19 protein-coding genes are annotated in these 20755 nt (G+C 73.5%); 9 read left to right on the forward strand and 10 right to left on the reverse strand.

Annotation, left to right across the window (positions count from 1 at the left end):
• Nucleotides 1–989: hypothetical protein (locus GTW67_RS21585; protein ID WP_161166449.1), on the forward strand; the 989-nt coding region annotated here is incomplete at its 5' end.
• A gap of 8 nt (nucleotides 990–997) precedes the next feature.
• On the opposite strand, the gene GTW67_RS21590 is transcribed toward GTW67_RS21585, so the two are convergent.
• Entirely contained in the window at nucleotides 998–2494 is a 1497-nt protein-coding gene (locus GTW67_RS21590) for an MFS transporter (RefSeq protein ID WP_161166450.1), read from the reverse strand.
• 100 nt (nucleotides 2495–2594) lie between these two features.
• Here GTW67_RS21590 and GTW67_RS21595 point away from each other — a divergent pair, with 100 nt between their 5' ends.
• Complete coding sequence (locus GTW67_RS21595) at nucleotides 2595–3284, forward strand: TetR/AcrR family transcriptional regulator (RefSeq protein WP_161166451.1); 690 nt, start codon at nucleotides 2595–2597, stop codon at nucleotides 3282–3284.
• 16 nt (nucleotides 3285–3300) lie between these two features.
• Here GTW67_RS21595 and GTW67_RS21600 read toward each other — a convergent pair whose 3' ends face one another.
• Nucleotides 3301–5142: a thiamine pyrophosphate-requiring protein gene (locus GTW67_RS21600; protein WP_237518968.1), complete on the reverse strand. Its 1842-nt coding sequence runs from the start codon at nucleotides 5140–5142 to the stop codon at nucleotides 3301–3303.
• 243 nt (nucleotides 5143–5385) lie between these two features.
• Here GTW67_RS21600 and GTW67_RS21605 point away from each other — a divergent pair, with 243 nt between their 5' ends.
• Both GTW67_RS21605 and GTW67_RS21610 read left to right on the forward strand, forming a co-directional pair.
• Entirely contained in the window at nucleotides 5386–5844 is a 459-nt protein-coding gene (locus tag GTW67_RS21605) for a cyclic nucleotide-binding domain-containing protein (RefSeq protein ID WP_161166452.1), read from the forward strand.
• A gap of 31 nt (nucleotides 5845–5875) precedes the next feature.
• Complete coding sequence (locus tag GTW67_RS21610) at nucleotides 5876–6520, forward strand: CBS domain-containing protein (protein ID WP_161166453.1); 645 nt, start codon at nucleotides 5876–5878, stop codon at nucleotides 6518–6520.
• Between the two features lie 125 nt (nucleotides 6521–6645).
• On the opposite strand, the gene GTW67_RS21615 is transcribed toward GTW67_RS21610, so the two are convergent.
• The 4 genes from GTW67_RS21615 to GTW67_RS21630 form a co-directional block, all read right to left on the reverse strand.
• Nucleotides 6646–7467, reverse strand: a complete 822-nt coding sequence (locus tag GTW67_RS21615; protein WP_161166454.1) for a universal stress protein — start codon at nucleotides 7465–7467, stop codon at nucleotides 6646–6648.
• Between the two features lie 203 nt (nucleotides 7468–7670).
• Entirely contained in the window at nucleotides 7671–9422 is a 1752-nt protein-coding gene (locus GTW67_RS21620) for a sensor histidine kinase (RefSeq protein WP_346010714.1), read from the reverse strand.
• Between the two features lie 100 nt (nucleotides 9423–9522).
• A complete protein-coding gene (locus GTW67_RS21625) occupies nucleotides 9523–10215 on the reverse strand; it encodes a response regulator (RefSeq protein ID WP_161166455.1) in 693 nt (230 codons plus the stop codon).
• Between the two features lie 96 nt (nucleotides 10216–10311).
• A complete protein-coding gene (locus GTW67_RS21630; RefSeq protein ID WP_161166456.1) occupies nucleotides 10312–10761 on the reverse strand; it encodes an ATP-binding protein in 450 nt (149 codons plus the stop codon).
• Nucleotides 10762–10910: 149 nt separating this feature from the next.
• Here GTW67_RS21630 and GTW67_RS21635 point away from each other — a divergent pair, with 149 nt between their 5' ends.
• Nucleotides 10911–11753 (forward strand): helix-turn-helix domain-containing protein, encoded by an 843-nt coding sequence (locus GTW67_RS21635; RefSeq protein ID WP_161166457.1) that lies wholly within the window; start codon nucleotides 10911–10913, stop codon nucleotides 11751–11753.
• Nucleotides 11750–12007, forward strand: coding sequence for a DUF397 domain-containing protein (locus tag GTW67_RS21640; protein WP_161166458.1), 258 nt, complete (start codon nucleotides 11750–11752; stop codon nucleotides 12005–12007). Before GTW67_RS21635 ends, GTW67_RS21640 begins: the two co-directional genes overlap by 4 nt.
• Here GTW67_RS21640 and GTW67_RS21645 read toward each other — a convergent pair.
• The 3 genes from GTW67_RS21645 to GTW67_RS21655 all read right to left on the reverse strand — a co-directional run bounded on the left by GTW67_RS21645 (nucleotide 11973) and on the right by GTW67_RS21655 (nucleotide 16293).
• Nucleotides 11973–12866, reverse strand: coding sequence for a hypothetical protein (locus GTW67_RS21645; protein WP_161166459.1), 894 nt, complete (start codon nucleotides 12864–12866; stop codon nucleotides 11973–11975). The genes GTW67_RS21640 and GTW67_RS21645 overlap by 35 nt on opposite strands.
• Nucleotides 12863–14248 (reverse strand): phenylacetate--CoA ligase family protein, encoded by a 1386-nt coding sequence (locus GTW67_RS21650; protein ID WP_161166460.1) that lies wholly within the window; start codon nucleotides 14246–14248, stop codon nucleotides 12863–12865. Before GTW67_RS21650 ends, GTW67_RS21645 begins: the two co-directional genes overlap by 4 nt.
• 491 nt (nucleotides 14249–14739) lie before the next feature.
• Nucleotides 14740–16293, reverse strand: coding sequence for an IucA/IucC family protein (locus tag GTW67_RS21655; RefSeq protein ID WP_161166461.1), 1554 nt, complete (start codon nucleotides 16291–16293; stop codon nucleotides 14740–14742).
• 117 nt (nucleotides 16294–16410) lie between these two features.
• Here GTW67_RS21655 and GTW67_RS21660 point away from each other — a divergent pair, with 117 nt between their 5' ends.
• From GTW67_RS21660 to GTW67_RS21670, 3 genes are all read left to right on the forward strand, one after another.
• Nucleotides 16411–17910, forward strand: coding sequence for an IucA/IucC family protein (locus GTW67_RS21660; protein ID WP_161166462.1), 1500 nt, complete (start codon nucleotides 16411–16413; stop codon nucleotides 17908–17910).
• Between the two features lie 62 nt (nucleotides 17911–17972).
• Nucleotides 17973–19247, forward strand: a complete 1275-nt coding sequence (locus GTW67_RS21665) for a vWA domain-containing protein (protein WP_161166463.1) — start codon at nucleotides 17973–17975, stop codon at nucleotides 19245–19247.
• Nucleotides 19247–20047: a hypothetical protein gene (locus GTW67_RS21670; protein WP_161166464.1), complete on the forward strand. Its 801-nt coding sequence runs from the start codon at nucleotides 19247–19249 to the stop codon at nucleotides 20045–20047. Before GTW67_RS21665 ends, GTW67_RS21670 begins: the two co-directional genes overlap by 1 nt.
• 41 nt (nucleotides 20048–20088) lie before the next feature.
• Here GTW67_RS21670 and GTW67_RS21675 read toward each other — a convergent pair whose 3' ends face one another.
• Nucleotides 20089–20727: a winged helix-turn-helix transcriptional regulator gene (locus tag GTW67_RS21675; RefSeq protein ID WP_161166465.1), complete on the reverse strand. Its 639-nt coding sequence runs from the start codon at nucleotides 20725–20727 to the stop codon at nucleotides 20089–20091.
• Nucleotides 20728–20755: the final 28 nt, after the last annotated feature.

Consider the following 20755-nt stretch of genomic DNA (forward strand, 5'->3'; position numbering starts at 1 on the left):
CCGGGCTGCTGCGGTCGCGCCGTCTGCTGGTGGCGGCGCCCGAACCCGACTGCGCGGGCGCCCGCGCGGGTGTCGAGGCCACCCTCCGGGCGGCCCGCGAGGCGCGGCGGGACGCGCCGGTGTTCGTGTACGGCCGGCCGGTCGCCGCGGTCGACCGGATCGCGCGGCTCACCGAGGCCGGTGTCGCGTTCGCGGACGACCTGGACGCCGTGCCGGACAGCGGGGTGGTGGTCTTCCCGCCGCACGGCGTGCCCCTGCCGGTGCGGGCGGAGGCCGCCGCACGCGGGCTCGAGGTGGTGGACACGACCTGCCCGCTGGCCGCGCTGGCCCATCGCGACGTCGAGGCCTATGCCCACCGCGGCGACACGGTGGTGCTGATGACCGGGGCCCGCGACACCGCGGGGGAATCGGTTTCGGTGTCGCAGGCCCCGGAGTCGGTGCTGACGATGCGGGACGCCGCGCAGGCGTCCGATCTTCAGCGGTTCGGGGTGGATCCGGAGAGGCTTTCCCTCGTGGTGCAGACCGGCATCCCCGTCGATGACGCGGCCGGGATGATCACTGCTCTGCGCGAGCGCTACCCGCGTGTGCGGGGGCAGCACTACGACGCGCTGTGCTACGCCGCCACCGACCGGGCGGCGGCCGTCCGCTCGGTGGCCGAGGGCGTCGACCTCACGCTGGTCCTGGGGGCCGCCGACGATCCGGACGCCGGTCAGCTGGAGGCGGAGGCCGCCGCGGGCGGCCGGGCCGTCCGCCGCCTGGCGGCCGCGGGTGATCTCACGGTCGACCTGCTGACCGGTGTGAACGCGATCGGTGTGGTTCCCGCCCGGTCGGCCCCCGGGGCGCTGATGCCACAGGTGCTCGACGCCCTGGCGGGGCTGGGGCCGCTCTCCGTCACCACCCGGGAGGTCAGGACCGGCCCCCTCCCGGGTGTCGACGGTGCGGCGCCCGGCTTTCCCGCCCTGCCGGGCGGGACCGTCGTCGACGCGTGAGATCCCGTTCATGACGCGGCGTTCGCCGACCGTTCCTCGCCGGCTTTCGCCTCGTCCTCCGGCCTGGGCGCCTTGATGTTGGGCAGGGCCAGCGCGATCAGGGAGGCGACCACCATGACGCCCGCGCAGATCAGGAAGGCGATGCTGTACCCGTGGACGAGCGCCTCGACGGGGTCGGAGTCGCCGGCCGCGTCGGTGGTCGCGTGGGCGGCGATGGTGGTCAGCACGGCGAGGCCGACGGCTCCGCCGAGCTGCCGGGATGTGTTGAGCAGCCCGGAGGCCGCGCCGGCGTCCTCGGGATCGACGTCGGAGGTGCCGGTGAGCGTGATCGACAGCATCAGGAAGCCCAGCCCGATGCCGACGATCAGGGTCGGCCCGAGGATGTGGGTCAGGAAGACCGGGGGTCGGGCCGGCACCGCGGCCAGCCAGGCCATGCCGGCCGCGACCACGAGCCCGCCCATGATGATCAGGTTCCGGGGGCCGAGGACGAGGACGAGCTTGCGGGAGACGAAGCCGCCGACGATGACGATGAGGGTCACCGGAACCATGGCCATACCGGCGCGCAGGGCGCTGTAGCCGATGGCCTGCTGGAGGTACAGGGAGATGAAGAAGAAGGACGCGTTGAGGACCACGCCCAGCATGAGCATGATCAGGTTGCCGAGTAGCAGGCTGCGCAGGCGGAGCAGCGCCCGGGGGATGAGCGGCTGGGAGCTGGTCAGCTGCACGGCCACGAAACCGGCGATGAGGACCGCGGCCGCGCCGAGGGCGACCAGGACGTTCGTGGACCCCCACCCGTCGACCGACGCCTGCGAGAGCCCGTAGCTGAGCGCCCCGATGCCCAGCGTCACGCAGAGGCTGCCGGGGAGGTCGAGCCGGACGGGCTTGGTGCCGACCCGGGCCGGGAGGAGGCACCAGAGTGCCGCGGCGAACAGCGCGACACCGGGGGGGATGTTGATGAAGAGCACCCAGCGCCAGTTCAGCTCGCTGGTGAGCACGCCGCCGAGGAGTACGCCGGCCGTGCCGGCGAAGGCGATGGTGATGCTCCACAGGGCCAGGGCGCGCTGCCGCTGGGTCTCGTCGGTGTGACTCGTGGTGATGAGGCTCAGGCTGGTGGGCGTGAGCGCGGCGGCGCCGACGCCCTGGATGAACCGGGACACGATCAGTATGGTCGGGTCGCCCGCCAGGCCGCCCGTGAGGCTGGCGGCGGTGAAGACGACCATGCCGAACAGGAACACCCGCTTGTGGCCGAACAGGTCGCCCGCCCTGGCCGCCAGCAGCAGCAGACCGCCGAGCGTGATCAGGTAGCCGGTGACGACCCACTGCTGCTGGCTGACCGACATGTCCAGCGCCTCGCGCATCTGCGGCAGCGCCAGCGTGACGATGGTGGTGTCGAGCACCACCATGAAGAGCGCCACGCACGAGATGGCCACCACGACGCCGAGCGGCAGATTCGGCCGCAGGACCGCGGGTGCGGGGGCGTGCGGTGGCTCTAAGGATGCAGACATTGCGCCTCCTGGTGAACGACGTTCACCGTGAACGGTGTTTACCGTGAACAGCGTTTACGCTAGCTATATGATTCGGGGGTTGTCAACGATGGAGCGACGCATGCTGCTGCGAAAGGCCGACGTGGTCGACGGGGCCCTGAAATTCCTCGACAGCGAAGGGCTCGACGGACTGACCATGCGCAAGCTCGGTGCTGCGCTCAACGTGCACGGAGGCGCCCTCTACCGGCACTTCCCGAACAAGGCGGCCCTGCTGGAGGCGATGGCCAACAAGCTCACCGAGGGGGTCGGGGTCCCCTTGCCCGAGGCTCCCTGGCGCGAGCAGATCTACATCCTGGGCCAGCGGTTCCGGACGGCCATGCTGGCCCACCGGGACGGAGCGCGCCTGGTCAGCGGCACCCACGCCACCGGCGCCAACTCGATCACCGCCGGGAGTCTCGTCGTCGACGTGCTCTGCGGCGCGGGCCTGGCCCCCGACCAGGCCGGATCCCTGGCCTTCTCCCTCTACTACTACGTGCTCGGCCACACCCTCGACGAACAGAACCAGGCCCAGACGCCGGCCGAGGAGTGGCAGAGCGGTGAGGACCAGCTCGCGAGCAGGCTGTCGCCCCAGTACGCGGAGGCTTTCGCCTCGCTCATGAACACCGACCCGGCGGAGCGGTTCGCGTACGGGCTCAACACCTTCATCGAGGGCGTCGCGAGCCGGATCCCGCCGGCGACCGCCGCCGCGCCCCGGGCGCCCGCCTCGCGCGCGTCCCGTACCGGGCCAGGCGTCACGGGCGAGCCGGGCTGACGGCAGGCCGCCGCCGTCAGTGGCCGGAGCGGGTGCTGTCGTCCGTGGCGCCGGGGCGGTCGCCGCGGTGGCGGCTGCCGGGCAGCATCTCCTGCACCTTGGCCTTGAGTCCCTGCTTGATCACGGAGGCGCGGTCGCTGTCGCCCTGGAGGATCGCCGTGGCGGCGGCCTCGATCTGGTCCAGCTCGGCGTGCGGCGGGATCGGCGGCACGGCCGGGTCGGTGCGGAAGTCGATGACGAACGGACCGTCGGCGGCCAGCGCCCGCTCCCACGCCGACTCGACGTGCTTGGGCTTCTCCACCCGGACGCCGTCCAGGCCGATGCTGCGGGCGATGTCCGCGTAGGGCAGATCGGGGATGTGCTGCGACTCCTCGAACTGCGGAGCGCCGGACATGGCGCGCATCTCCCAGGTGACCTGGTTCAGGTCGCCGTTGTTCAGCACGGCGACGATCAGCCGCGGGTCGGACCACTCGTGGCGGTACTTCGCGGCGGTGACCAGCTCCATCATGCCGTTCATCTGCATGGCCCCGTCGCCGACCAGAGCGATCGCCGGGCGGTCGGGGTGGGCGAACTTGGCGCCGATCGCGTAGGGGACGCCGGGGCCCATCGTCGCCAGCGTGCCGGACAGGGAGCCGCGCATCCGGCCGCGCAGGCGCAGGTGCCGTGCGTACCAGTTGGCGGCGGAGCCGGAGTCGGCCGTCACGATCGCGTCGTCGGGCAGCCTGCCGTCCAGGGCGTGGACCACGTACTCCGGGTTGAGCGGGTCGGCGTCCACGGCGGCGCGGCGCTGCATGACCTCCCACCAGCGGGCGACGTTCTTCTCGACCTTCTCCCGCCAGGTGCGGTCCTCCTTGCGGTGCAGGCGCGGCAGCAGCCGCCGCAGCGTCTCGCGCGCGTCGCCGACGAGGTTGACCTCGAAGGGGTACCGCAGGCCGATCATGTGCGGGTCGATGTCGATCTGCACCGCGCGCGCCTGGTCCAGCTCGGGCATGAACTGCGTGTACGGGAAGCTGGAGCCGATCATCAGCAGGGTGTCGCAGTCCTGCATCAGGTCGTAGGAGGGGCGGGTGCCCAGCAGGCCGATCGAGCCGGTCACGTACGGCAGGTCGTCGGGCAGGGCGTCCTTGCCGAGCAGGGCCTTGGCCACGCCGGCGCCGAGCACGTCCGCCAGCCGCTCCACCTCGTCCCGGGCCCCGCGGGCGCCCTGTCCGACGAGGACGGCGACCTTCTCGCCGGCGTTCAGCACGTCCGCGGCCCGCTGGAGGTCCTCGTCGGCCGGCACCGGCGCGGAGCGGCCGAGTCCCAGGCTGGAGGGCACCATCTTGAACGCGTGCCGGGGCGGCGAGTAGTCCAGCTCCTGCACGTCGGCCGGCAGGATGATCGCGGTGACGGTCCGCCTGGCGTAGGCGGTGCGCATGGCGCGGTCGATGAGGTTCGGCAGCTGCTCGGGCACCGTGGCCGTCTCGCAGAAGTCCGAGGCGACGTCCTTGTAGAGGCTCGCCAGGTCGACTTCCTGCTGGTAGGAGCCGCCCATGGCGCTGCGGTTGGTCTGTCCGACCAGGGCCACCACCGGGACGTGGTCGAGCTTGGCGTCGTAGAGGCCGTTCAGCAGGTGGATCGCGCCCGGCCCCGAGGTGGCCGCGCACACCCCGACCTTGCCGGAGAACTTGGCGTAGCCGACGGCCTCGAAGGCGGCCATCTCCTCATGGCGGGCCTGCACGAACTTCGGCTGGTTGTCCGCCCGTCCCCAGGCGGCCAGCAGGCCGTTGATGCCGTCGCCGGCGTAGGCGAAGACATGGTCGACGTCCCACTCACGCAGCCGCTGGAGAACGTAGTCCGACACCTTCATGCTCGCCATGGGCGACGCTCCGTTCCTGCCTCGGTGGCTCCCGCACGACGGCGGAGGACAGTGCATGGGTAACCCCGGGGGCCGCGGGGAAACGCCGGGTGACGGCATGGGCCGAACGGCCCGGGATCGGACCCCGGACGGCCCGTGGTGCCGGGCTCCCGGCAGGACCAGCCTGGAAACAGGGAGGGGCGCGCCACCCGGCCCGCTGGGCCGTTGCCTCGCCGCGCCCCCGGGAAGAGAAGGAGCGGAGCGATGACCTCCACCACCACACTGGCCGCGGGCCTCCCGGCGGAACACCGGGAACGGCTGATGCGTGTCGCCCGCGAGGTGTCCTTCGACGCGGGTGCGCGGCTGTTCGAGGAGGACCGCCGGGCCGACCGCTTCTGGATCGTCCGCACCGGCACCGTCACCCTCGACCTGCGGGTCCCCGGCCGCCGCGCCGCCGTCATCGAGTCGCTGGGCCACGGCGAACTGGTCGGCTGGTCCTGGCACTTCCCGCCCCACCTGTGGCACATGGGCGCGGAGGCGATGACCCCGGTGCGGGCCTGGGAGTTCGACGCGGAGGCCGTGCGTGTCCTGTGCGACCAGGACCCGGCGTTCGGCCGGGCGGTCGCCGTCTGGGTCGGCAACGTCGTCGCCCACCGGCTGCACGCCGCCCGCGTCCGGCTGCTCGACCTGTACGGGCCCCACGGGAGCGGAAGCCTCCTGTGACCCGACGGTCCCGCCGCACGAGGAGGAAGCCATGCCGTACGGCAGTCCGCACGTCGTGAGCGACGTCATGACGCACACCGTCGTGGCCGTGGGCCGCGACGCCCCGTTCAAGGACATCGTCACGCTCATGCAGCAGTGGAAGGTGAGCGCCCTGCCCGTGGTGGCGGGCGAGGGCCGCGTCATCGGCGTCGTCTCCGAGGCCGACCTGCTGCCCAAGGAGGAGTTCCGGGACAGCGACCCCGACCGGTTCACGCAGATGCGCCGCCTGGCGGACCTCGCCAAGGCCGGCGGGCTGACGGCCGCGGACGTGATGTCCGCGCCGGCCGTCACCGTCCGTCCCGACGCCACTCTGGCGGAGGCGGCCCGCATCATGGCCCGCCAAAAGGTCAAGCGGCTGCCGGTGGTCGACGCGGAAGGGCTGCTGGAGGGCGTGGTGAGCCGGGGCGACCTGCTGCGCGTCTTCCTGCGCACGGACGAGGACATCGCGGAGGAGGTCGGCCGGGAGATCGTGCCGTTCCTCTCCCCCGGCCCCTCCCGGCCGCTCCGGGTGACCGTCTCCGACGGGGTGGTCACGCTCACCGGCCCGCTGCGCGACACGTCGCTCGTCCCCGTCGCCGCCCGCCTGGTACGCGCCGTGGAGGGCGTCGTCGACGTCGAGTACCGGCTGGATCAGTAGGCGTCGGGGTACATCGGCCCGCCGTCTCTCGCTCGTGTCCGCTCCGGGCCCGGGGCCGGGCCGTGTCGGGAAGGTGTTGACGCTTGGGCCGTCCGGCCCTGGTGCGCCGCCCGCCGGCCCCGGGCTCAGGTCCGCTCCGGCACGATCACGACCGGGCAGGCCGTGTGGTGCAGGACGGTGTGGGCGACCCGGCCGAGCCGCCCCTGGGTGCGGCGGCCGATCACCAGCAGACCGGCCTCGGCCGAAGCGGCGGGCAGCACCGCGCGGGCCGGGCCCTCGGCGGTGAGCCGGCGCACGGTGACGTCGGACGGTGCGCCGTCGAGGGCCTCCGCCAGCGCCTCGGCCGCCCGCTCCTCGTACGACCGCGCCGTTTCGTGGGCGGGGCGGCGCCAGGCCCGTACGGCGGTCACGTCGGCGCCGCGCAGGCGTGCCTCCGTGAAGGCGAGGCGCAGGACGGCGTCCGGTGCCTCGCCGATGCCGACGACGACGCGGCCGGGCGGGCCGCCGGCAGCCCGGTTGTCGTGGTTGCCGCGCACCACGACGACCGGGCAGTCGCTCTCGGCGGCCACGGTCCGGCTGACGCAGCCCAGCAGCCGGTCGGCGATGCCGCCGCGCCCCCGGTCGCCCACGACGGTCAGGGACGCGTTCCGCCCCGCCCGCACCAGGGCGCGCTCGGCCTCGTCGGGCACCGCCTCGGTGGTCACGGGGAGGCCGGGGTGGCGGCGGCGGGCGCGCCGGGCGGCGGTCCGCAGGATCGCCTCGGACGTCACGTGTGCGGACGGCCCGCCGAGCTCGTGGGCGAGCGCGGCGCCCTCGTACCGCTCCCACAGCGACCCGAAGACCACGAGGAGGGGCACTCCGTGCAGGGCGGCCTCGTCGGCCGCCCAGTCGACGGCCCGCAGACCGGGCTCGGAGCCGTCCGCCCCTACCACCACTGGCAGATACATGACTCCTCCTCCCGGCCGGGGCGCGTCAGGGATGCGCGACGACGGCGACGGGTGCGCCGGCGTGGTGCGGCACCGCGTGGGTGACGGCGCCGTTGTGCGTGCCGAGCACGCCCTGACTGTTTTCAGCGTGGCGCTCCACCGGCCCGCGGGGCAGGGCCCGTTGGTCCCCCGGGCGCGGCCGAGGGTCCCGAGGGTCCCGGCGCTCACGGTGTCGGTCCGGTGCCCTCCCCGGCCCGGTCCACCGGCACGCGCCACACCAGGCGGGTGCCTCCGCCCTCGGGGCTCTCCAGGCGCAGTTCGCCGCCGAGCCGCCGCGCGCGTTCGTCCAGGTTGCGCAGTCCGCTGCGGCGGCCGCCGGGCGGGATGCCGACGCCGTCGTCGGTGACCGTGACCCGCACCCAGGTGCCGTCGGTCTCCAGCACGACGTCGGCACGGCTCGCGCGGGCGTGCCGGGCGATGTTGGCCAGCGACTCGGTCAGTACGGCCACGACGTGGTCGGCGGTGTCCTTCGGCACGTGCGTGTCGAGCAGGCCCTCCATGCGGACCCCGGGCGCGAAGCCCAGTACCGGCACCGCCTCGCCGACCGCGCGCACGGCGCGGGCCCGCAGCGCCGACGACGTCGTGTCGTCGTCCCGGGAGCGCAGCCCGAAGATCGTCGACCGGATGATCTTTATCGTCTCGTCGAGGTCGCCCACCGCGCGCTGCACGCGGGCCGCGGCCCGCTCGTGGTCGATGAAGCGCCCCGCGCTCTGTAGCGTCATCCCCGTGGCGAACAGGCGCTGGATCGCCAGGTCGTGCAGGTCGCGGGCGATGCGGTCGCGGTCCTCCAGGAGCGCGATCTGCTCCGCGTCCCGGCGGCGTTCGGCCAGTTCCATGGCCACGGCGGCCTGGGCGGCGAAGACCTGGAGGGGTTCCGTCTCCTTGTCGGTGAAGGCGGGCCCGCCCGCCCCGCGCACCAGCAGGACGACGCCGCGCAGGCGGTCGTCCGAGCCGATGGGGACGGCCACCGCCGGGCCGAGGCCCGCGAAGCGCGGCGGGCCGACCGATATCCGTGCGTCGGCCGACACGTCCTGGCTGCTCACGGGCACGCCCCGGGCGAACGCCTCGCCCATGAGGCTGCCGCGCACCGGCAGGACCAGTCCGCGCCAGGTGTCGGCCTCACGCCCGATCGCCAGCTCGACCGCCAGGTTCTCGGTGTCCGGCACCGGCAGGGCCACGGCACCCAGGGCGGAGCGCGTGATCTCCCGGGCCCGTTCGGCGATCAGCCGCAGCACGTCGCCCTGCTCGGCGCCGGACATCAGGGAGTGCATGATCTCGGCGTTCACCTGGAGCCAGCGTTCGCGCAGCCGGGACTCCTCGTATAGGCGCGCGTTGTCGATCGCCACGCCCGCCGCCACGGCCAGGGTGGCGAGCAGCGACTCGTCGTCCTCGTCGAACTCCCGCCCGCCGCGCTTCTCCGTCAGGTACAGGTTCCCGAAGACGTGGTCGCGCACGCGGATGGGGACGCCGAGGAAGGTGTTCATCGGCGGGTGGTGGGCGGGGAACCCGTACGAGGCGGGATGGTCGGACAGCTTGGCCAGGCGCAGCGGCTCGGGGTGCCGGATCAGCTCGCCCAGGATGCCGTGCCCCTCCGGGAAGGGGCCGATGCGGGCGATCTCCTCCGCGCTGACGCCGACGGTGTAGAAGGCGGACAGCCGCCTGCCGTCCGGGCCGATCACGCCGAGCGCCGCGTACTCGGCGTCGACCAGCGTGGCCGCGGCCTCGACGATGCCGCGCAGCGCCTGCTCCAGGTCCAGTTCCCGGCCGACCGACAGCACCGCCTCCAGCAGGCTGTGCACCCGGTCCTGCGTGCCGCGGGCCGCGTCCAGCCGGGCCTGGAGCTCGCCCAGCAACTCGTCCAGCCGCAGTTGCGGCAGCCGTACGCCGGCCTCCCGCGCCCTGTCGGACTCTCCCACCGCCGCCCTCCGTGCGCCCATGGGCGGTACGGCCACCGGACCGCCCCTTCTGCCACGGTAGCGGCTGGGGGTGATCACGGCACGGGAGCCCGGGCGGCGGTCACCGCCCCTGGGCCCGCATGCGGTCCTGGGCCTGGGTGGCGATGACGGCGGCCTGGATACGGCGCTCCACGCCGAGTTTGGCGAGCAGGCGGGAGATGTGGTTCTTGACGGTCTTCTCGGCCAGGTACAGCCGCTGCCCGATCTGGCGGTTGGTGAGCCCTTCGCCGATCAGGGCCAGGATGTCGCGCTCCCGCTCGGTCAGGCCGGGCAGCGCCTCCGGCTCCTGCTCGCGTTCCGGGCCGCCGCGCAGCCGTGCCATGAGTTTCGCGGTGGCGCTCGGGTCCAGCAGCGACTGGCCGCGGGCCACGGTGCGCACGGCCGAGACGAGGTCCGAGCCCTCGATCTGCTTCAGCACGTATCCGGCGGCGCCCGCCATGATCGAGTCGAGCAGCGCCTCCTCGTCGTCGAACGAGGTCAGCATCAGGCAGGCCAGGTCCGGCATGCTCGACCGCAGCTCGCGGCAGACGGTCACACCGTCGCCGTCCGGCAGCCGTACGTCCAGCACGGCCACGTCCGGCCGCAGCGCGGGGACGCGGACGAGGGCCTGCTCGACCGTGGCGCCCTCGCCGACCACGGTGATGTCCGGTTCGTCGTCCAGGAGGTCGTGCACCCCCCGGCGGACCACCTCGTGATCGTCCAGGAGGAAGACCTTGATCGCGGTCACCCGGCCGGCCTGCTCGCTGTCCGTCATCGCTCGCTCCTCAAGGACGCGTACCGCCTACAGGACCAGTCTTCCCCCACGCCGGGACCGACGACAGGGCCGGTCGGCCCTGCCCGGCGCCGGTTCCTACGGCCCGGGGACCCCCGGCAGGTCCAGTTCGGCGCGGACCGTCTTGCCGACCGGTACGCGGTCGAAGACGCCCCACCGGTCGGCCAGCGCGTCCACCAGCAGCAGGCCCCGGCCGCCCTCGGCCTCCGGCCCCGCCGCCTCCGGTACGGACGGCCGGCGCTCCCCCCGGCTGTCGGACACGTCGATCCGCAGCGTGTACGGGTCCAGCCGCAGCAGCACCTCGATGTCCCGTCCCGGCACCCTCCCGTGCGTCACGGCGTTCGCCGCCAGCTCGGCCACCAGCAGCGCGGCCGTCTCCGACACGGCCGAGCCGTACGGGACGCCCCACGCGTCCAGCCGGTGCAGCGCCAGATGCCGGGCCAGGCGGGCGCCGCGCGGGGTGGAACTGAACCGCTGCGCGAACACACGTGCGGTGACGGGGAGTCGGGGGGTGGAGGCTGGTCTCATGCCGCCCATCCCACCTGCGGCGACACCGTCGCACCAGATCAGCGACCGGTACGCAGGGTCAGCGTACGGGTACGGACAGTGGACAGTAGGAGTAACCGTCCGTGACGATGGGGCGGTTGAGTGGGTGTGACGGGCGGGAGGTGTCCTGGATGACGGACGGTACGGGGTGCGCGGGTGAGCCGGAGGCGTCGGACAGCCTCAAGGCGTTCGGTGAGGTCCTGAAGGCGTTCCGCAAACGGGCGGGGCTGACGCAGGAGGAGTTCGCGCCGCTGGTGCGGTACTCGGTGCCGACGGTGGCGTCGATCGAGCAGGGGCGGCGGTTCCCTCCGGCGGACTTCGTGGAGCGCGCGGAGGAGGTGTTGGACGCGTTCGGGGCGCTGCGGGGTGCGGCACGGCATCTGTCGCGGCAACCGGGGTTGGCGACGTGGTTCCGGCAGTGGGCGCGGTTCGAGGCGGAGGCGGTGAGTCTGTACACGTATGAATGCCGGGTGGTTCCGGGGTTGTTGCAGACGGAGGGGTACGCGCGGGCGGTGTCCTTCAGTGTGCCTCCGCTGCCCGCCGAGGAGGAGATGAACGACCGGATCGCGGCGCGCATGGCCCGGCACGAGTTGCTGGCGACGAGCCGGAAGCCGCCGACCGCGTTCAGCTTCATCCTCGAACAGGCGGTACTGGAACGGCAGACGGGTGGCGCGGAGGTGACGCGGGAGCTGTACGACCACTTGCTGGCCATCATCGCGCGGCACTGGAATGTGGAAGTCCAGTTGATGCCGCTGCGACAGCCGGTGCACGCGGGGCTGGACGGCCCGATGCGGTTGGCCGAGTCGCCGGACAACAAGTGGTTCGGGTACTCGGAGGGGCAGGAGAACGGGCGGCTCATCACCGAGGCGAAAGAGATCAGCCGCCTCCACCAGCGCTATGCCAAGATGCGTTCACAGGCCCTGACCCCCGAGGACTCCCTGGGCTTGTTGAAGCGAATGCGAGGAGCGCTATGAGCACGTCCGACCTGGCCTGGTTCAAGAGCAGTTACAGCGGCTCCCAGGGCGACGACTGCGTCGAGGTCGCCCTGTCCTGGCACAAGTCCAGCTATAGCAGCGGCAGCGACGGCGACTGCGTCGAGGTCGCGACCTGCCCGGAGACGATCCACGTCCGTGACTCCAAGGCCCCCCACGCCGCGCAGCTCGCCCTCTCCCCCACGGCGTGGACCGTCTTCCTCACGTACGCGGCGCCGCCAACTGCCGTTCGGTGACCGGGACGTCGGCCATGCGCCGTTCCGGCCCCCCGCGCCGCAGGACCAGGTACCCGCAGAACGCCGCCGGGCCGAAGAAGATCTGCGCGGGCACGATCTGCGGCAGATGCCCGGTGATCGCGTCGAACGTGACCGGCGTCAGCGTCGGCACGAGCGCCCCGAACACGGCGACCAGCCCGAGCGCCAGGCGCAGCCCCGCCCGCCCGTACGACTTGTAGGCCACGGTCGTGAACAGGGCGTACACCAGCAGGTCGCCCATGCCCACGACCGCGCCGTACTCGCCGACGCGCAGCCCGGCCGACGGGGCGAAGGCATAGCCCTGCACCGCGTCGAACAGCTTCTGGGTGAGCGGCACGACGGTCGCGAAGAACAGGTCGTACACGGCGAGCGCCAGCGCGAACCGCGAGACGTGCCGCAGCTTGAGGCCGCCCTGCGCGTTGAGGTTGGCGGCGCCGATCGCCATCAGCATGATGACGAGGCTGTTGACCACCCAGTACGGCGTGGCGTGGGTCGGGTCGTCCTCGGCGTACCGCGCGAAGAACCAGTCGGCGGCCAGCAGGGCGACGATGAGCGCCCAGCGCTGCGCGGCCCGGCGGACGACGGTGCCGTAGCCGACGGCGAGTCCCCCGGCCAGGGTCAGGCCGAGCACGGGCGGCAGCAGCCAGCCCGGGAGGGACAGGTACAGGAAGGGCAGGACGACGACGAAGCCCATCATGATGACCATGTCGTTGCCGTTGAACACGCCGACGGCCGGCCGGGGCAGGGCGGAGCGCCGGAAGTAGGCGACCGAGGCGAGCGAGACGCCCAGGGCGACGGCGAGGGTGACGAGGGTGAAGAACGCGCTCTGTGCGGCGCTCATGCGGTCCGCCCGGCGGAGGAGAAGCTGTTCTCGACCAGGTCGCAGCGGTAGCGCCGCAGTTCGTGTCCGTCCCCCGGGACGATGTCGACGCGGGCGTCGAGGCCGGCCTCGGCGAAGTGGCGCGCGATGTCGCCCGTCTCCGGCACGGACGAGGCGGCGACCTCGACGCGCAGCCGCCCGTCGGCCACGGTCGCGCGGTGGCGTACGGGCCAGCAGGCGCCGGGCAGGGCGTCGAGGACCTCCATGACCTCGCGCGGGGTCACCGGGCCGTCCTGGGTGCGCAGCACGTGGTCCGCCTTTCCGAGGATGTGCGAGGTCGCGGGCACGTTGGCCATCTCGCAGGTGAGCGGGGCGTCGGGCAGCCGCCGCACCAGGTCCCGGGTGTCGTAGCGGAAGACCGGCATGCACTCCCGGTACGGGAAGAAGGGGGTGGCGACGATCGTGCCGAGGGCTCCGGGTTCGGCCGGCGCGCCGGTGTCGAGGTCGCACACCTCCACGAGGCCGATGCCGGCGTCGATGTGAAGGTGCCGTTCCCGGCAGATCGCGCCGGCGACGGGGGTCACCTCGGTCATGCCGTAGCCGTCGTGGACGGGGGCGCCGAAGGTCTTCTCGGCGGCATCGGCGAGGGCGGGCGAGAGCACTTCGCTGCCGACGTTGACGCGGCGCAGCCGGAAGTCGGCGGGGCCGAGGCCCCGTTCGCGGGCCAGGCGGGTCAACTGGCCCAAATAGCTCGGGTAGGTGACCATGAGCGTCGGCGCCGAGGGGCCGGTTCCCGCCATGAGGTCCAGGGTCTCGGCGGGCGGGACCAGGCCGACCATCCGGATGGCGGCGCCCGCGAGACGGGCCACCTGCATCTCGGCGTAGGCGGTGCCGGTCGCCCGGGAGCTGATGTTGAACTGGACCAGGTCCGTGGTGCGGACGGTGCCGCGCAGCACCTGGGAGAGGGCGACCAGCGCGGGCCAGAGGCGTTCCTCGTAGCGGGAGTACCAGACCTCGGTGGGCCGGCCCGTCGTCCCGGTGGTCCGGGAGGCGAGGAAGGGCTCGCCGCACAGGAAGTCGCGGGGCCGCCCGACCAGGTCGGCCTTGGTGGTGACGGGTACGGCGGTCACGTTGTCGATGGTCAGCGCGGCCGGGTCGGCGCCCGCCTCGGCGAAACGCTCCCGGTAGAAAACCGACTTGGCGGCGAGGCGTTTCGCGGTGCGGCGCAGGGCCTTGTTCGTGAGGTCGGTGCGCATCTGCGGGTCCGCTGCGGCGCCGCGCAGCAGTTGCTCGACGTCCTCGCCGGGCGACCCGAACTCGGCGATCGTCGCGAGCGCGTCGGCGACGAGCCGCTCGGCGGAACGGACACTGATCGGACGGCCGAGCACCATGGCCAGTGCCATCCGGAACTGCCTTGTCCCCGCGTCGAACATGGTCCTCCCCCGCCGGTCCCGGTCATCCCCGTGCCGGGGTGGGCGGCACGGCCGCCCACCCCGTCGTCACGTCAGCTGGGGCAGTTCGAGAACAGCACCGCAGCCATGGAACCCATGACGTACTTCGTGTGCTTGAGCGTGGAAACGATCGCGGACATACGAAACCCCCTTGCATCGTTCAGCACTGCGCCCTCACCGGTCGGCGAGAGCTCCCTGATACTCAAGTGGCGCAAGTCCTGCTGTCAAGGATCGAACGGGCGATCAAACTTGCGGCTCCAAACCTTCAATCGGCCTTATTTTTCGGCCAGTTCACGCCACGTCGGTATCCGGAATCCGGACGGCAAGCCTCCCGTGGCGGTATGCGCCGGGGGGCTGAGCAGGCGGCGCCCGGCACACGGGGCCGCCCGCTCAAGCGGGGCGGAGGTGAAGCGGAGGCACCGGACCGACGCGAGAAACCGGCGTCAGCTCACCCCGTACAGCGGGTTCGGCAGCGGGCGGTAGCGGGCCGCGGCGCCGTCCGCGTCGGTCCAGCGGAGCAGCAGGTTGGTCTTGGCGGGCAGGGTGGGGGCGGCGAGCAGGGCCGGGATCTCGGGCAGGTCGTGGCGGGCCAGGGCGGCGCGGAGGGCGGGCCGCGGGTCGAGGCCGGGGTGGTGCTCGGCGAGGGCGCCGGCGATCTCCAGCAGGTGGTTGACGACCAGGCAGTACACCAGTCGCTCCCAGCCTGCCGCGCGGGGCGTGTCCGGGAGGAGTTTGACGCCCTCGGCGTCCCGGAAGAGGGCCTGCACGGGGATGCCGTCCGCGTCCACGGCGACCAGCGTGTTCTGGAGGTGGGCCTCCAGGACGACGCCGTCGTCGGCGAAGGCGGCCAGGACGGGCGGGACGACCGCGTCGAGGTACGCCTCCCACCAGGCCGCCGGGTCCGGCGCGGCCGCCAGCGGGCTGCCGGGGAAGCCCTCCACCAGGGCGGCGGCGAGCAGCGGCGTCGCGCCGGGCAGCAGGACGGCGCGCAGTCCGTCGCGGACCACGACGGCGAGTTCTTCGAAGGCGAAGTCGGCGGTGCGGTAGCCGCGGTCGGCGAGCCAGGCCGCCGGCGGGCCGACCGACTCGAAGGCCTCCGTGACCGCCGTGTCGGTGCGGCGCAGTTTCAGCAGGTCGTGGCGCCACAGGCGGCGGATGTCGTTGGTGACGCGCACGTCGAGGCTGAACTTCAGGAACAGGTCCTGTCCGGTCACGTACTCGGGCGCGTACACGGTGCGGATCGCCGCCGTCGGCCACACCGGGAAACCGGTCGTGCCGAGCCGGATCAGCCGTCCGTCGGCGAAGGCCGGGGCGAGGGCGTCCGCCGTCAGGTCGAGCTGCCAGGGGTGGGCGGGCAGCAGCCGGTACCCGGGCGGGGCCTGGCCGAGGGCGTCCAGGGCGGCGGTGTCGCCCTCGTCGACGACCGTGTCGGCCCGCACGGCGAGCAGCGTCAGCGGGAAACGGGCGTGCGCCTCGGGCGCGTAGGGCAGCCAGTCGGCGTGCGGGCCGCCGCGTGCCTTGGGGGCGGGGTGGTGGGGGTGGCCGGTGATCAGGGACTGCTCCGAGCGCAGATACGGGTCGCGGGGCGGGGCCGTCCCCGCGCGTGCCCTCAGCAGGGCGGCGACCACGTCCCGGCTGTCGGTCATCTCGGTGGGCAGCTCGTGGTTGGCCAGGCCGGTGTGGTGCCGCAGCGCCTCGGCGGCGAGTTCCACCAGTGCGGCGTGGCCGACGCGCCGCCAGCCGTCCGCCGCGTACACCTCGGGCTCGGCGGGGCGCCGGCCGCCGCGGACGCGGAGCAGCCGGCCGCCGGGCAGCCGGTACACCGGTCGGCCGTCCGAGGCGGAGTGCGGTGCGGAGTGCGGTGCGGAGTGCGGTGCGGCCACTTCCCGCAGCAGGCAGTTCAGCAGGGGCACCGCCGCGTGGGCGTCGGCGCGTTCCGCGACGTCGTCCGGGGCGTCGGCGCCGGAGGGCGGGGGCAGGAGATCCACGCGTTCCACTCGTTCCCTACGGTCTGTCAGAGGGCGGGGCGATCAGTATGTCTGCCGTGTTCCCATCGTCGTGACGTCCGGTTCGTTCCCGCCCCGCACCCGTCCCGTACCCCGAGGAGCCCGCCCGTGCACCGTCCCGACACCGCCGAGGCCGACGTTGCCGAGGACCTGGCCGCCGTCCGGCCCGGTCTCGTCCCCCGGTACACGGCCGCACTGCCCGGCGCCCGCGCGGCCGTGCTGACCCGGCTGTGGCGGGCCCTCGCGTACGAGCCGCTGCCCTGGATCACGGGCCGGGAGTCGGCGCGGGACGGGCTCGTCCTGCGGCTCGGGGACGGCCGGCGGCTGCACGGCCCGGCCGCGGACCCGTACCGCACCGACGCGTACGTCACCGCCGTACGGCTCGACGGGACGCCGTACGACGATCCCGCGCGGCTGGTCACGGACCTCGCCGTGCCGCACTCCGCCGGATTCGCCGCCGAACTGGCGCACAGCGTCGCGTCCATGGCCCTCTCGCGGACGGCGCCGCAGAATCACCCGGACGAGTGGCCGGACAGCGACTGGGCGTGGGAGCAGCGGGTGATCGACGGCCACCCCTTCCACCCCAACTGCCGCTCCCGGACCGGCTTCTCGGTCGCCGAACAGCTCGCCTACGGGCCCGAGCACGGGCCGGTCGTGGAGCTGGGGCTGCTGCCCGTCCCGGTGGCCGGGTGTCTGCTGACGGGGGCGTGGCCGCCGGAACTCCGGGACGGGGAGCGGCTGCTGCTGCCGGTGCACCCCTGGCAGGCGGCCCACGTCCTGAAGCGGCCGCCCGAGGCGACGCTCGCCGCGCATCCGCTGATGTCCCTGCGCACCCTCGCCGTGCCCGGCGGACCGCAGGTGAAGACGGCACTGAGCGCCCGGCTGACGTCCTCGGTGCGGGACATCTCCGTCGCCTCGGTCGCCGCGTCGGACACCCTGTCCGCGTTCGGGCAGGTGCTGGCGGCCCGCACGGACGGCCTGCTGCACGTCACCCGCACCCTGGGCGCGGCCACCGCGCACTCCCCCGACCTCGCCGCCGTACTGCGCGATTCGCCCCGGGCGTACGCGGCACCCGGCGAGCACGTCGTCCCCGTGGCGGCACTGGCGACCACCGGGCTGCCCGCGTCACCCGGCTGGCTCGACCGCTTCGCCCGCCTCTGCCTGACCGTCGGGCTGGGACTGCTGGAGCTGGGGGTGGCCCTGGAGGCGCACGGACAGAACCTGCTCGTGGTGCTCTCGCCGTCGGGCGAGCCGCTGCGGCTGGTCTACCGCGACCTGGCCGACATCCGCGTCAGCCCCGCCCGCCTCGCCCGGCACGGCATACCGGCCCCGGACCTGCCCGCGCGCATGCTCACCGACGATCCGGCGGTCCTGCGCCGCAAGCTGTTCGGCTCTTTGGTCGCCGGAGCGCTGGCCGGGACGGCGGGGTCGGGAGCGGTGCTGGGCGCGGCCCTGGAACCGGCCCTCGGCGAACTGCCGTCCACACCCGACCTGGTGGCGCTGCGCGAGGGGCCCCTGCCGGTGAAGGCGCTGACGCTGATGCGCATGTCGCCGGGCGCCGGAGGCGACTTGTGGGCGGAGCTGCCCAATCCCCTTGCGGCGAGGTGACGTTGCGGCGTCCGCGCGGTCTCGTTTTGGAGCACGGCGGTCCCGCTCCATAGGATCCGCCGATGATCACAAGAAAACGGCTGGCGGCGGGCGTGTGCGCCCTGCTCGCCGCACTGACGGCCGGGATCGCCCTGCCGGCCGGTGCGGCCGCCGGTGAACCCACGGGCGAGGACGCGCCGAAGGTCGACCTCGTGCTCGACGTCAGCGGCTCCATGCGCACCCGGGACATCGACGGCGGCACGCGGATGGCCGCGGCGAAGCAGGCGTTCAACGAGGTGCTCGACGCGACGCCCGAGGAGGTGCAGCTCGGCATCCGCACGCTGGGCGCCGACTACCCGGGCGACGACCGCAAGACGGGCTGCAAGGACACCGCGCAGCTCTACCCGGTCGGCCCGCTGGACCGCACCGAGGCCAAGACGGCGGTCGCGACCCTGTCACCCACCGGCTGGACGCCGATCGGGCCCGCGCTGCTCAAGGCGGCCGACGACCTCGACAGCGGGAACGGGTCCAAGCGGATCGTGCTGATCAGCGACGGCGAGGACACCTGCGCCCCGCTCGACCCGTGCGAGGTGGCCCGCGAGATAGCCGCCAAGGGCATCGGGCTGACCATCGACACACTCGGCCTGGTCCCCAACGCCAAGATGCGGCAGCAGCTCAGCTGCATCGCCGAGGCCACCGGCGGCACGTACACCTCCGTGGAGCACACCGACGAACTCACCGACAAGGTCAACCAGTTGGTCGACCGCGCGGCCGACCCGGTGGTGACGCCGGTCGCCGTCGACGGCGCGGACGCCTGCGCGCAGGCACCGGCGCTGAAGTCCGGGCTGTACACCGACCGCGAGGAGTTCGGCACGCAGCGCTGGTACCGGGTGGACGTGCTGCCCGGCGAGGAACTGCGCGCCTCGGTGAGCGTGTCCGCCGACCGGGCCGTGAACCCGTCCTACGGCGTGCTGCTGCGGGCGGTCACCGTGCACGGCCGGGAGATCGTGCGCGGCGAGGCCGCCGACAACGGCCGCACGGACGTGGTCTCCACCGGCCTGCGCTACCCGAAGCCGGAGATCGACGACGCCGACACCGACAAGCCGGCCGCGGAGACCGTCTGCCTCCAGGTCACCAACTCCTTCTCCGCCGCGCCCGGCGTGAAGACCACGCCCGGTCTGCCGCTGGAGCTGACGGTCGACGTCGTGGACGGCCCGAGCCAGGCCGCCGACGTGGCCGCCTTCGGCCTCGGCCGCGGCTGGTGGCTGCTGGGCCTGCTGGTGCTCGTCGGCTTCGTCGCCGGCCTGCTGTGGGGCTGGCTGTCGCGCTGGCGGTTCGCGGTCTGGAGGACCAACTGATGCGTATCAACCGAGCGTTGAGCACCGCCCTGCTGCTGCTCGGCCTCGCCGCGGCACCCGCGGCGGCCGACTCCTCACCCTCCGCGAGCCCGTCGGACGACGGCGGCGCACCGAAGACGGCGGGCACGTCCTTCCGCACGGCGACGGAGATCGAGCAGGGCCAGGACGCCACCGCGAACGGCTCGGCGGGCGACTACCTGTACTGGTCGTTCCCCGCGGACGCGGAGCAGCGGCCGACCGTGAAGGCCACGGTGAAGCTGCCCGAGACGCACGCCTCCCAGACCTGGCGCATCGACGTGTACGACGGCCTGCGTCGCCGCCAGGCCTGCCAGTGGGGCGCCCAGACGCGCACGGCCGCCGCGGGCACGCCCACCGTGGAACTGGCGTGCGTGCTGCGCACGGTCCGCGCCTGGTCCGAGCCCTGGGCGAACGACCCGCTGCCGGGCACGTACTACGTCCGGCTGACGGTGGTGAACCTGCCGACGTCCGACCTCGGCGTGCCGGTCGGCGCCTCGGTGCGGGTCGACTCGAAGGACATGGGCGGAGCCGCCGCCGTGGACGGCTCGCTGTCCGAGCCGCTGGTGCCGGGCGTCGCGGTGACATCCCAGAAGGACGACGACTCGGAGCGCGGCGCGGTGCTGTCCGCGATCGAGCCCGAGGGCGGCTGGTCGTCCGGCTGGTGGTCCGACCGGTGGGTGTGGACCGGGATCGGTGCCGTGCTGGCCGCGCTGGCGGGCATCGGCGGGTACACGCTGACCCGCGGTTCCGGACGCCCGTCACGGGTGCCGCCGGGCGCCTGAGTGACCGTCAGGAGGCCCGCTTCGGCGAGCCTCCTGACTCTTCAGGCCTCCTTGAGCGCCTTTGCGGCCGTGCCCTCGCCGGTCACCTCGACGCGGCCGTCCCGCACCGCGTCCCGCAGGTCAAGCTCCCCGCGGCTGAGCGCCGCGCACGTGCCTGCGTCCAGCGTCAGCCGGGCGCCGGGCTCCCCCGGCGCGGGTCCGTCGCCGTACACCGGGCCCTCGTCCGCACCGGCGAACAGGTGGAAGTCGCCTTCCTCCAGCCGGACTTCGACCAGCCCCTCCGCCGCGCCCGCCGTGCGCAGGGCCCGCAGCAGGGGCAGCGCGAACCAGTGCGCCCGCACCGCGTCCGTCTGCCGCCGCTCCCCCAGCTCCCCGGCGCCCCAGGCGCCCAGCGCCTCCAGCACCGGCAGCAACTCCCGCCCCCGAGGAGTGAGTTCGTAGACGTACGCCGCTCCCGGCGGCGGCAGCCGGCGCCGGGTCGTCAGCCCCTCGCGCTCCATGTCCTTCAGCCGCGAGGCGAGTACGTCCGTGCTGACGCCGGGCAGGTCCGCGTGCAGGTCGGTGTACCGCCGGGGGCCCGCGAGGAGCTCCCGGACGATCAGCAGGGTCCAGCGGTCGCCGACGGCGTCGAGCGCGCGGGCGGCGGAACAGTACTGGTCGTAGCTTCGGCGAGGTGGCATGCGACGCAGTCTAGACAAGTTGTTGGAC

It is taken from the genome of Streptomyces sp. SID5910, assembly GCF_009862125.1.
GTDB lineage: Bacteria > Actinomycetota > Actinomycetes > Streptomycetales > Streptomycetaceae > Streptomyces.

Coding starts and splice junctions, on each gene's coding strand:
- GTW67_RS21590 (WP_161166450.1), bottom strand. CDS start 2,494: ATGTCTGCATCCTTAGAGCCACCGCACGCCCCCGCACCCGCGGTCCTG.
- GTW67_RS21595 (WP_161166451.1), top strand. CDS start 2,595: ATGCTGCTGCGAAAGGCCGACGTGGTCGACGGGGCCCTGAAATTCCTC.
- GTW67_RS21600 (WP_237518968.1), bottom strand. CDS start 5,142: ATGGCGAGCATGAAGGTGTCGGACTACGTTCTCCAGCGGCTGCGTGAG.
- GTW67_RS21605 (WP_161166452.1), top strand. CDS start 5,386: ATGACCTCCACCACCACACTGGCCGCGGGCCTCCCGGCGGAACACCGG.
- GTW67_RS21610 (WP_161166453.1), top strand. CDS start 5,876: ATGCCGTACGGCAGTCCGCACGTCGTGAGCGACGTCATGACGCACACC.
- GTW67_RS21615 (WP_161166454.1), bottom strand. CDS start 7,467: ATGTATCTGCCAGTGGTGGTAGGGGCGGACGGCTCCGAGCCCGGTCTG.
- GTW67_RS21625 (WP_161166455.1), bottom strand. CDS start 10,215: ATGACGGACAGCGAGCAGGCCGGCCGGGTGACCGCGATCAAGGTCTTC.
- GTW67_RS21630 (WP_161166456.1), bottom strand. CDS start 10,761: ATGAGACCAGCCTCCACCCCCCGACTCCCCGTCACCGCACGTGTGTTC.
- GTW67_RS21635 (WP_161166457.1), top strand. CDS start 10,911: ATGACGGACGGTACGGGGTGCGCGGGTGAGCCGGAGGCGTCGGACAGC.
- GTW67_RS21640 (WP_161166458.1), top strand. CDS start 11,750: ATGAGCACGTCCGACCTGGCCTGGTTCAAGAGCAGTTACAGCGGCTCC.
- GTW67_RS21645 (WP_161166459.1), bottom strand. CDS start 12,866: ATGAGCGCCGCACAGAGCGCGTTCTTCACCCTCGTCACCCTCGCCGTC.
- GTW67_RS21650 (WP_161166460.1), bottom strand. CDS start 14,248: ATGGCACTGGCCATGGTGCTCGGCCGTCCGATCAGTGTCCGTTCCGCC.
- GTW67_RS21665 (WP_161166463.1), top strand. CDS start 17,973: ATGATCACAAGAAAACGGCTGGCGGCGGGCGTGTGCGCCCTGCTCGCC.
- GTW67_RS21670 (WP_161166464.1), top strand. CDS start 19,247: ATGCGTATCAACCGAGCGTTGAGCACCGCCCTGCTGCTGCTCGGCCTC.
- GTW67_RS21675 (WP_161166465.1), bottom strand. CDS start 20,727: ATGCCACCTCGCCGAAGCTACGACCAGTACTGTTCCGCCGCCCGCGCG.